The 11643-nt window shown below is 57.8% G+C and carries 5 protein-coding genes; 2 read left to right on the forward strand and 3 right to left on the reverse strand.

What is annotated here, in order from left to right; genetic code table 11:
* Nucleotides 1–927 precede the first annotated feature (927 nt).
* Genes ABSG47_RS17930 through ABSG47_RS17940 form a run of 3 tightly spaced genes read right to left on the reverse strand, consistent with a single transcriptional unit; the run spans nt 928 to nt 5630 of the window.
* Nucleotides 928–1725, reverse strand: coding sequence for a hypothetical protein (locus tag ABSG47_RS17930; protein WP_424171074.1), 798 nt, complete (start codon nt 1723–1725; stop codon nt 928–930).
* Between the two features lie 35 nt (nt 1726–1760).
* A complete protein-coding gene (locus ABSG47_RS17935) occupies nt 1761–2369 on the reverse strand; it encodes an RNA polymerase sigma factor (RefSeq protein WP_424171075.1) in 609 nt (202 codons plus the stop codon).
* On the reverse strand, nt 2370–5630 hold the full coding sequence (locus ABSG47_RS17940; RefSeq protein ID WP_424171076.1) for a CHAT domain-containing protein: 3261 nt from the start codon (nt 5628–5630) through the stop codon (nt 2370–2372).
* 638 nt (nt 5631–6268) lie between these two features.
* On the opposite strand from ABSG47_RS17940, the gene ABSG47_RS17945 reads away from it, so the two are divergent.
* Nucleotides 6269–7186: a hypothetical protein gene (locus ABSG47_RS17945; RefSeq protein WP_424171077.1), complete on the forward strand. Its 918-nt coding sequence runs from the start codon at nt 6269–6271 to the stop codon at nt 7184–7186.
* Nucleotides 7187–7249: 63 nt separating this feature from the next.
* Nucleotides 7250–11643, forward strand: a 4394-nt coding sequence (locus tag ABSG47_RS17950) for a DUF7948 domain-containing protein (RefSeq protein ID WP_424171078.1), incomplete at its 3' end; no start/stop codon positions are given.

Genomic DNA, 11643 nt, shown 5'->3' on the forward strand with positions numbered 1-11643 from the left:
GGCGTTGAGCATCTTCTCCACTGGTCCCAATGGCGAAGGCAGCATCAATTCCACGCTCTGCGATGTCACTACCGCAAACGAGGTTCACCCCTCCCAATCTTCTATCTACAACTGTAGTACTAAGAACTTGTTGAAATTCGCCTGATTGCGGTGTTTTTCTTGATGCTTGTCATTTCTTCTTGTTCAAAATCTGTTTGAAGTGGGTGTTTGATCTGTGTTTATGGGGGTTTGCGATGCTCAGGGAACATCCCCGAGGCTCGCGCCCTGGGTTCAGGCACACTGCTGGCTGAGACTTCCTTGTCGTTGCGTCATGAGCCTTGGCAACCGCATCAGGCGCGTGGGCACATTGGCGAGATAGTACGCGACAGGGTTCGCGAAAAAAGAATACTTGACGGTGATTTTCTGCGATTACCTGCCGTATTGTTCGACTTCTTGCAACAGCTTTAGTTTGCGTTCCGGGGGCGAGGAGTGCAAGACAGCCGTCTCCGCTGGTCGATGTCGGCGCCGCGCGGAACATGCAGGATCGGAAGACCGCTTGCCTGAACGCCTCGACTGACGGTGCACGGTCAGCGACGACCGACACACGCACGGGGATCAGGGACACACAAAACACTCCAAAACTCACATGTCATTCCCCAAACCACCCACCCATCATGCGTCATCTCGACCGGAGCCGCGCGGCTTCTTGCGTGGCGGAGTGGAGATCCAAGCTGCTCATCCTGACTTTTGATCCAAGAGGGATAAAGTGAATTACAGCCTCCAGGGAAGGACCGCGGCACCGTCGCCCCTCCCGTTGGTTGGCAATCAGTGCTTGCTGAAACGGCCAAAACTAAACTTGACTTGCCTTCTCATGAAAATTGCCGGCAATGAGGAATGTGTGCGTCAGGCACCATGTCGCCTCCGAACCCATTCGAGGCTCACCTCTCCCTACTTCACTAAATGGAATGGTCGGAATTGGGCTGTTCCGTGGTCTGAGTGCAGCGAATATCGAACGACGTACGAGCCGGTGCGGATGGATTCTGTATCAATTGGCAAGGAGAGAAAGGCTTCCGGCCCAATTCGATGCAATGGGACATGCACGGACGTCCAGATGACTTCGGTGTCGTGCAGCAGTTCCACGTCCCAATCGGCTTCCCCGGAAGGGGAAGGCTGCAGCTCGACCTGTAGTTCAAGCAAGCGGGCTGTTGCCGGGACTCTAATTTCTGGCGCAGTGGATGGGCCTCGCGGAACATTGGCCGACAGAAAGGCGACAACAGTGGAGCGTCTGTCTTCGTTGGACGACGTGTTCGATCCGTACGTCTGCGAAGACGCCAGAAGTTGAGAGTTTAGCATCGTGTTCCTGCGATGCTCTCGTATGTATAGAAAACTCGCGAAACAAAGCAAGAGTGCCAGCGCAGGTGAAAGAAGACCGAGAAATTGCCGGGAGCGAAAGGTTAGAGGCGACGATTTTGAATCGGACTGCCTTTCGAGCGCAGACAGGAAAACGCGAAAAGACGTCACCTTTTCCTGTAGTACCGGAGACCGCGCACACTGCGCTTGAAAAGCTTCGTCTTCCACAGCTGCCAGCCGTCTGTATACGAAATCCTCAATGAGCGAATCCTGCTCATCCTGAAGTTCACGGTTCAACTCGTTGCTGGCAAATAGACGCGTGTCCAACTCGGTTGCCAGATTCTCCGGCAATCGGCCGAGCAGGTAATCGCGTAATTGCTGTTGATCCGTATTCATTCCATTCAATGGCGTTCGCTTTGAGAACGCCTCTCCTATTTTCTGTTCTTATCTTGAGCGGCTGTCATGCACTTCTGCAGCCGTTGCCGGGCGAGAAATACGCGCTGCCGCAATGCAATCGGCGAAACGCCCAATGTTTCGGCCAGACTCTTGCGTGCTTTGATCTGATTGTTCCCGGTCGCACAATAGTAGCCTCTAAGCAGGCGGGCCTCGGAAGAAGGTAATTTTTTCAAACACTGCTCCATGAGAACAATCTCTTCCTCGTTACTCAGAGTGGCTGTTGGGGCCGAAACGTTATCGAAAAAAGTGTGGTCGACATTTTGAACCTGATCTTTCCTGCCGCTCTGCTCCTGTGCGACATGTCTCGCAATCCCCAATGCGAAAGCTTCAGCTGAAGCTATCTCAGTATGCTGCGATAGCCGGTAGGCAAGCCTATCCAGAACTTCATCGGCGAGGTCTTCAGGAAAAGCAAGCAGCCTTCGGGAGAAGAAAAAAATGAGCTTGGCACGAAGTTGCTCATAGTGGGCTCCCCCTGGAGGTGTGTCGCCCAATGCAGCAAGCAGCGATGCAAAGCTCTCCCGCGTAATATGACGCTGCCTGGAAACCTTCGCATCACCTTCCGATATGGATTGGCCCTTCGTCATCTACGGTAGAGGTCGCCAGTCTCCAGCAAGTACAAAGCCGGCCCAATAATAGGGCGCGCTCCATTGTGGGTCTTCAGCCATTGCTTTCTGAGCATCATGGAGCGCCGTTGCGGGAGAGTGGGTCTTCTTGAGCGATTGATAAAAGTGCCTCATCCACTCGCTGGTGGCCTGATCGTCGACCTCCCACAGGGTCCCCAAAACCCGCTGCGATCCGGCGGCGAAGAACGCCTGCGTGAGTCCGCGTAGACCCTCGCCGGGCACTCGCTCCCCTAATGCGGTGTTGCATGCACTTAGAACGACCAGGTCTAGTTTCGCGTGTAGATGACGTACGTCGCCATACCACAGGAAATTCCCGGACCCGGCGCCGGCACCGGATATTCGCTCCCGGCCGAGTGTAAGGCCGGACAGTTCGGCATACTGTTGATTCAGGATCGCGTGCATCGCAAAGTGGCCTATGCTGAATTCGTTCCAATTGAGATTCTGCAGCGTTGCCTGGTCGATGGTTGCGCCTGAGAACAACTGCGTCGCCTCGGTTCCCATGGTCGCACGGATCATCATGGCTTCATCTCCGGCAAACGGCAACGAGGAGAACTCCTGCGGATGATTTCGCGCATTGCTCTGAAGGACAGACTGGGCCTCTCCGTCCTGGGTACTGGCAGACGCCGCACCCAACGCAAAAACCGCCAGCCGCATGGGATGGGAAGTGATGGAATTGCTCTCAAGGATCGAGAAGATTGTTGCTGACGGCTCATTCAGGAAAGCGGTGTCGCGGAGAGGTGCTTTCACGCCGTCCGGCAACGCCGCAAATGGTATGGATTCGATCGGCCCATCTGCCACAATGAACACTGTTGCTGTCCCAGGGGCCACAATGCCGCGTGGAAGTAGATTGCGAGACAGTTGAATGCCGAGCTGCCGCAACTGCTCCTCCTGTGCCAATCGCATCGCTGCTCTTTGTTCCGCAGTCCGGCGCGGGTCCGGTGAAACCGCCGTCAGCAGCGCTTTCCGGAAACCCAAACACTGGCGGCTAAGCTCAGATGCAGGCGGCAGACGAAAGCTGCGAATGCCCATGGGAGTAATGCTCCACGCATAGCTTGCCTTCTCCCCGCTCCAGTATTCGACAAGCGTGGCATGGCGATTTGGCAGAGCATTTTCGAGAGCCTCTAGTGTCAGCGAATGAGATGGTGCGCTCGACGTGTCAACCTCGCCGGCGGCCAATATCTCCTGATGCAGTTGATGCTCGGAAACGGTGAGCCGTCCGATGGCCGCTCGTACCGTGTTTGACGCCTGACTTTCTTGCGGCCCGCGCAGCCGCGCGGCAGATGCCTCAAACTGGCGCAGCTTCCGTTCCACATCCTCATATTGCGCCAGAAGCGGCTGCGACGCCACAGCGTGAAACTCTCCATTCGTTGCAGCAACCTGATCGAGCAATGTGCGTGCCCGCGCCCGTTCAGCAATCAGAAACGCCTGCCACTGGTAGCCCTCGTCTGGATGCTCCTTGTCCATCCGCTCCAGAATCTGAATGTCGAGATCGTAATAGGCGTGTTGCGATGCGAAGAAGCTCGTCTTGAGGTCTTGGTTCCGCAACTCACCGCGCGTCGCTTCGATCATCCCCAGCGCCTGTTCGCAATGAGTTTGCCCATCATCGAGCGCTCCACTTTCCAGTGCGGTGCGGGCGAGTCCACCCTCGGCGCGAATCCGGGTGTACACGTCGTTCGCGGCCACGGCCTCCTTGCTGCACGTCGCGTATTGCTCCGCGGCTTCTTTGACGTCGTGCTTCAGCAACGCAAGATCGCCGAGCTGGCAGTGGACCTGTATCTCGCTATCGGTCTGCTGTGCTTTCTTCGCCCTGGCGAGCGCGCTGTTCAGCACCTGCTCCGCATGAACCGCATCATGTTCATAGAGATAGCTATCACCGAGGCCGCTCATGAGAGCGATGCTGCCGCGCTCATATTCGATGCTCCCTGCCAACGCCAGGCCGCGCTCAAAGTATTTGCGTGCCTCCCGCGGAGAACCCTTCACCAGATACAGGTCGCCATAGTTGTTCAGGGTATCGGCTGTGCCGACCGGGTAATCCGTGGTCTTCCAGATTGCGGTTGCCTGGTCGAGCGAGTCCCGCGCGCGGGCAAGATCTCCCAGCGTTATATATAGGTCGGAAAGACCGACCCAGATAGCTGCTTCCATGCGCGGCTCCGGAGGCAGGCGCTTCAATGCCTGCAGCGCTTCGCCATAGGCGCGATAGGCTGCCTCAGAGTCGCCCTCCGTGGAGTAGATGGCTGCCAGTTCCTCCTGGACGAACGCCTGTCGCCGTGCGTCGCCCGCAGCTGCGGCCAGTTCAGCCGCGCGCTTCTCATCGGTGAGGGCTATGTCGGAGTGACCCTCCATCAACTCCACGCGCGCGGAGTTGTCGAGAATCTTGGCCTGGTGGCCGGTGTCGCCCGCAGCCGCATACAGCGCCAGCGAACGGCGATACGCGTCCTGTGTCACGTCGTAGTCTCCATGGACCACGTGAATAAAGGCGATCTCCAGCCAGTAGTGTGCGGCCTCGATAGGATCCAGGTCAGACAGCATCGGCGTTGCACGCTCGATGACAGGCAGCGCCAGCAGTGCCTTTCCTTCGTTGTTCACGATGTAGTCGGCCTTCCAGATGAGCGCGCGTGCCAGCTCCGATCGGTTACCGGCACTCTGCCAATTCGCAATAGCCTCGTCATACGCCTTGATGGCAGTTGCATGGTCCTGCGTGTCCTGGATTCGTAACAGCTCCGCATGGGCAAACGCCCTCTCAGCGCCTCGCTCCAACTCGGAGTTCGCGTCTGCGGGTTGCGCTGCACCCACACTTAACACGATCATCGCGACACCATCCTTCGACGGATTGCTGATCGCCACCTGCTCGCCGGTACCGACAAGAACGTGAATGTAGGAATGAAGACCTGCCTGATTCGCGAATGGCTGCGGAGTATGAGAACTCGCGCTCGCGGTGGCCGCATCGGGTAGCCGCAACTCCACTACCCCCTGCACCTGTTCGGCGGTCAGCATTCTGACTTTGCCGTCCGGCACCGTGAGAAGTAGGTTCTTTGTTTCTCCTGGAGACAACGTGACGACGCATCCTTCCGGCTCATCGAGGAGCGATCTGGAACATGCGTGTTCTGTCACTTGTGGCACAGTCTGGCCCAGTAGAAGAGATTCGCCTGAAACAAACCCGCAAATAGCGACAAAGGTAAAGATCGCGCGCGCACCGGCGGTGATTCTTTCGTAAAAAGTCATAGCATCGTCCGATTGCCCCCTAAGAGGACTTCAATCCTACGCCGCCTGCTGAAAGTCATTGCAAACAATACTATTACTGCCCCAACAATAAGCGGTTTAGGTCGCAGTTTCAGGAATTTCCACATAACAGATTACAGACTATTCTCACCTATCCTTGTAGGCATCCTCCGCGTTGGTGACAATTATGTTTCCTTGGAAGGGCTATTCTCGCCAGCGTCGATTTCTCCACCTTTCTGTTATTAGCGCCGTGGTGAATGAATCGGATTTGGATCAGCAATTCTTCGGCTCAGCTCCGCAGCCCGGAGCGGATCGAACCCATCCCGATAGAGATTTGGCTCTGAATGGCACGTGGCCGAGCTTTCAGTGCGAGGAATTCACGAACCTCGCACTGACCACCTCGTCCGGCTATAGGGGGGGCCTTCTCCGGCACCTTCTCGGCTGGAGATATCGATCTTTGTCGGCCACGGACCTGCACCATCGTGAGCGGCTTCCTGTGCTCCGAATAGCCCATGCCCACGTGCCTGTAAAGGTAGCCGCAGCTTCAGTTCAGGAAGACATTCATCGTGCGGCGGCCGTCTCCGCATCTCTCCCCACTGGGTTCACGCACAGCCGAAGGACCGCTTGACAAGCGAGGTTGTATGAAGAATTTGCTGTTCCTCTCCATTTTGATTTGCATGGGCTGCCTGCGTCTCATCGCGCAGGCAGGTGTTTCCCCTCTCGATCCGAGCCACCAGCCACGCTTCTGTTCGCTTCTCAATCCGCGGTCAAATCCAGCCGGCCGCGTAGATGATTCCGCATTAATCAATGCCTATAACCTCCAGGCGCATTTAATTCGCAGCCTGCGCCTGATCGCAGTCGTGCGCGGCAAGGCCGGAAAAGAGTATGGCGTTGGGGAGCGGCCGCGAGAGCTTCCGGCGGTCATCGATTTCGTGCAGCCCGACCTTGTCCACGTAACGGGAGGGGTGCCGTTTTTGGGCAGCCGCGAATTTGAAATGGCGAGCGACGGCCACGAGTTTCGTCTCCTGGTTCCGCAAAACGGCAAGAAGACCTTCCTGGTGGGACCGATCGATGCGCCAGTTAAATCGCAGAATGCGCGAGATGATCTGCGCCCTGAACCTTTGATCAATGCATTGCATTGGCAGGAAGGGAGACTGATTGCCGGGGCCCGGCTCCAGGGAGTACACGATGCCAATCTCCGCGAGTTGAAAGTGGACCTGCTGTACAGTAAAGCCCCGGGGCGCACTGCAAAGATAGAGTTCGATTTACTTCATGGACAGGTGGATTCAGTCGAGACGTATGACGCCGCTGGCCAGCTTGTCTCGAAGACCAGTTATTCGGACTGGCAAGAAGCTGCTAACTCAGCGTCGAGTCCTTCCCAAGGTTGCTTGCCGCACCGCATTGAGTTTCTTCAACCTAAACAAGACTACGAGGTCACTCTTCGGGTCTCCCATATCGCATTGAATCCAGAAATCCCTCGCGCAAATTTTCACCCGGCACCGCCTCGCGGAATCCCTGTCGTTCACCTGGATAAGTCGGGAAGAGCGATTACTAATTGACCGGCTTGATTTAGCCAATGCTTGATTCCCAACACTCGATCCCCCACATATAACGAGGTCGAAATGAAAAGGCTCCTCTTCATCGGTTCGATAGTCCTTGTTGCCCTGGTCTCGTGGACATCCGCAAAGTCTCAGATGGATCGGCCCACTCTGCCCTCTACGGCGAAACTCGACGGTGCTGCGCATTCCCCTCAGATTGCCAGTCAGTCGCATTCTCAGACCAAGGGAAATCCGCCGGCTGTTCACGCAGATCCGCGTGAGGCTTCCGGTCATTATCGGAGGCTGCCGTTGGAGTTTGAGGCGAATCGAGGCCAGGCTGCGGCCCAGTATGCTTTCGTCGCGCATGGCCCGGATTATGCGTTGGGGATCTCCCCGTCCGAGATTGCGCTCTCGCTTCACTTATCCTCCGACCCGGAAAAGGCAAAGCTCGTCCCAGCGGCTTTCCACCCTGACCTACCGCGCCCAAAAAATCCAACACAGCAATTTCAGCTGCATTTGCGTCTTGCCGGGGCAAACCTGGGCGCATCCGTGTCCGGCCTCGATCAAAAGCCAGGCATGAGCAACTATTTCATCGGCAAAGATCCGGCAAACTGGCATACCAGCGTTCCGCATTTTGCGCGGGTTCAAATGGCTGGCATCTATCCGGGCGTGGATCTTGTCTTCTACGGGAACCCTGAGCAGTTGGAGTACGACTTCCGCGTCGCACCCGGCGCCGATCCACAGGTCATTGCGCTCCAGCCGAGCGGCTCGGTATCGAGTTCGATCGACGCTGGCGGGAATCTTGTGCTGTCCACCGCAGCCGGGGAGGTGCGTCTCAAACACCCCGAGGCGTACCAGGAGATCGACGGAGCTCGAAGATCGGTACAGAGCAAATTCCGGATCGCGGCCGCCAACACGATTGCCTTTGAACTTGGAGCCTACGACCACGCGCATGCACTGATCATCGATCCTGTCCTAACCTACGGGGCTTCGTTCGGCGGCGACGATGGCAGTCAGGCGATCGGGATCGATATCGACTCGGCCGGCAACGCTTACGTCGCCGGGAATACCTGCTCCGCGGATTTTCCGGCCTCCAGCGGGACGTTCCAGATCTTCCAGGGCAATCCCGCGCTGAGCGCCTGCCAGGAGGCCTTCGTCCTCAAGCTTGATCCAACCGGCTCCACGTTGTTGTATTCCGATTTCATCGGCGGCACAGGGGTGAGCACAGCCGCCCATATCGCCGTCGACTCCTCCGGAGACGCCTTCGTTACGGGGGCAACCACCTCTACCGATTTCCCGCTCGTCAAAAATATTGGACCTGCCTCAACCCTGGCCTGCGCCACCGTGAGTAAAGGCTTCAATTGCCCCGATGCCTTCGTGTTCAAGCTCGACCCGACCGGCTCCAGTCTCATCTTCTCGACTTTGCTGGGTGGCAGCCAGTCCACCGGCGGCTTCAACCTGAAGGTCAATCCGGTTACAGGCGATCTCGTCGTATGGGGAGACACCGATTCCGCCGATTTCCAGCCCGTCCCAAACACGCTGCAGACTGCCTTCGACGGCGGGACCTGCGCCAACTCCATTCCATGCTTCAACGCGTTCCTGGTGGCGCTCGACCCCACGACAGGCGCTTATCGCTATGGCACTTTCTTCGGCAGTGTCGCGTACACCTTCGCCTCGGGTCTCGCGTTTGATGCGACCGGCGATATTTATCTCACCGGCAGCGCCGAGCCTCCCCTTTCGCCAAGTCTCGGAGCTATTACCCACACCTACCAAGGCAGCGGTCCCAGCAACAGCGGCAACAGTCATATCTTCGTCATGCGCCTGCACCCAAACAACAACACCTTATCGCCGGTCTACTTTACGCTGATCGAAGGGCAGGCGGATGATGCCGCTTCCGGTATTGCGCTCGACGCAACCGGCAATGCATACATCACCGGATCCACCGCATCCGCTAACCTTCCCACCACGCCAGGTGCGTTCCAAACCACCGACCTCTACCCCCCCAATGTGCCCACAAGTTGTGGCTGGGCATCAGCCATTTCTCCCCTCTTGCCGAGCCCCTGCGGAACCGGGTTCGTCGCCAAGCTGACCCCTGCCGGCGCGCTCACCTTCCTGACCTACCTCGGAGGAGATGACCAGACCTGGTCGGAGGCCATCGCACTGGATTCCGTTGGTAACATCTGGCTCACCGGCGTCACTTCGGCCAGTGACTTCCCGTTCACGAAGGATGCCTATCAGACAAACCCATCCGGAAACTTCGTCGATTTAAGTCCCTTCCTCGCGGAGCTCTCGAACGATGGCTCGACCCTTCCGTTCGCATCACCCATCGCCTCGCTCATCGGCCAATCCACCGACCTCAAGATCGATTCCAACAACAACGTCTATGTCACCGGTTTCGCCTCGGCCGCTCCGTCGACGCCCGGTACTTACCCTGGGACCGTGTCCCTCAATTCGCAGTACGCTAACCCGCTCTTTGTTCAGAAGTGGTCGCCTGGTCCGGAGCCAGTGATGACGGTCTCTGCCACATCGCTCACCTTCGCGCCTACGATCATTGGCACCACCAGTGCGCCGCAAACCGTAACCATTTCGAACACGGGGCCAGGGCCCGTCCAACTCGGAATCCAAACCATTTCTCCAAATCCGCTACTGTCAGCGACTCCATTCCTGGTAACGGACGACTGCGGAGCCACGCTCGCACCAAATGCCTCCTGCACGTTGACCGTCAGCCTTCAACCGTTTCCACTTCCTCCAAACTGCACCGTCGCGAACAGCTGCGCTCCGCAGACTCAGTCCGCGACCATCATCATCCAAAACAATGCTCCCTCCGGAACGCAAACGGTAGCCTTGACCGGGACTTCGGGCGTCGGTCCCGTGGTTGCGATCGCCCCGAGGGCGGTCGCATTCCCACCTCAGATCGCCGGGACGTCCAGCGCGACGGATACTGGGACTCCCGGCACGACACAATTTGTGCAGCTCTCCAATCTGGGCGATATCAACCTGGTTCTTGCGAACGCCACCCTCGGCGGTCCCAACGCCGCGGACTTCCAGTTGACGAATCAGTGCCCACCTTCGCTCCCTCCCGGCTTTGAGAGTTCATGCCAGCTCTCGATCGTCTTTAGCCCAGCCGCCTCTGCAACCGGGACTCGCACGGCAACGCTGAACCTCGTCGACAACGCAGCCGATAGTCCGCAGTCGATTCCCATCACCGGGACCGTGGCCGGAGCGTCGCCCGCTTTTTACTACTTTCCGAATCCCGTTACGTTCCCTTATGCCCTCATCGGCGGGTACGCCTATTCTTCACAGGCCACCGTTGATGTCACAAACGTCTCTACCGCAACGCAAGTGCTGGTTACTGGAGTGACGATCGCGGGGACGAACGCCGCGGATTTCAACGTGCGGGTGATAATTGGTGAATCCGCCAACGAAACCGAAATAGATTTCGACTTCGACCCAACCTCTGGTCCTCATGGTCCAAGAACGGCTACGGCCACGCTGATCACCACTCCTCCCACAACCGGCCTGGCGCCGATCCCATTGCAGGGTGTGGCAGCGACCAGCAGTGACCCGAGCATCAACATCTTCACAAGCCCTTCGCCGATGGACCTCGGCAGCGTGCAAGTGGGCCAAAGTTCTCAAGGGGGGAGCACCTACCTGACGATCGGGAATTTTGGCGCCCCCTGCGCTGCAGGATTAGTTCCCCCCTGCGGCGGTTCGCTGGTTATCTCCTCCATCGTTGCCGGGCTGAGCGACTACACGGTCGTCGGCGTGACAGGCTTTCCCGCCTATTGCACCACATCTCCAATGACAATCCCTGCACAAGGCCAATGCGGTTTCAACATCGTCTTCGCGCCAACCCAGGCAGGAGCGCGCAACACCACGCTGACCATCAACTCAAACGATCCAGGCGGCCCTGTGGTCATTCCAGTCACGGGCGTTGGACTTGCGCTACCCCTTGGCGACCTCTCAGCGACTGCTTTGAACTTCGGATATTCGGCGATCGGCGTAGCCAGCCCACCGCTAACCGTCAATCTGCAAAATACGGCTTCCGTCCCGCTCGCGATCTCAGACGTTACGTCGTCGGCCAACTACGAGGTTGCCTCGAATACTTGCTCGACGACCGTCGCGCCCGGAGCTTCCTGCACGATCGGTGTGACGTTTACGCCGCCCACAGCCGGAAGCTTCTCCGGAACACTCACGGTCTCCGACAACGATGCCTTCGGTGGCCAGCAGATGGTCGCCCTCAACGGCATCGGCGCCACCGGCCCATCGCTCATGATTCTTCCATCGGCGCTCAATTTCCCCAACCAGGCGAACAATACGACAGGGTCTCCGCAGCCAATTACGCTGACTAACTTCGGCGATACTGCGATCACATTTCCTGCGAACGCCTTTGTCGCAACGTCTTCAGACACCTTCGTCACGACGCCCCAATTCGTGATCTCCAGCAACACCTGCGGAACGACGCTGGCCGTGCACGC

This window comes from Occallatibacter sp., assembly GCF_049510455.1.
Classification (GTDB): Bacteria; Acidobacteriota; Terriglobia; order Terriglobales; family Acidobacteriaceae; genus Telmatobacter.

What these genes read in the sequence shown, in the direction of transcription:
- ABSG47_RS17930 (WP_424171074.1), bottom strand. Translation starts at nt 1,725, where the DNA reads ATGAATACGGATCAACAGCAATTACGCGATTACCTGCTCGGCCGATTG.
- ABSG47_RS17940 (WP_424171076.1), bottom strand. Translation starts at nt 5,630, where the DNA reads ATGACTTTTTACGAAAGAATCACCGCCGGTGCGCGCGCGATCTTTACC.
- ABSG47_RS17935 (WP_424171075.1), bottom strand. Translation starts at nt 2,369, where the DNA reads ATGACGAAGGGCCAATCCATATCGGAAGGTGATGCGAAGGTTTCCAGG.
- ABSG47_RS17945 (WP_424171077.1), top strand. Translation starts at nt 6,269, where the DNA reads ATGAAGAATTTGCTGTTCCTCTCCATTTTGATTTGCATGGGCTGCCTG.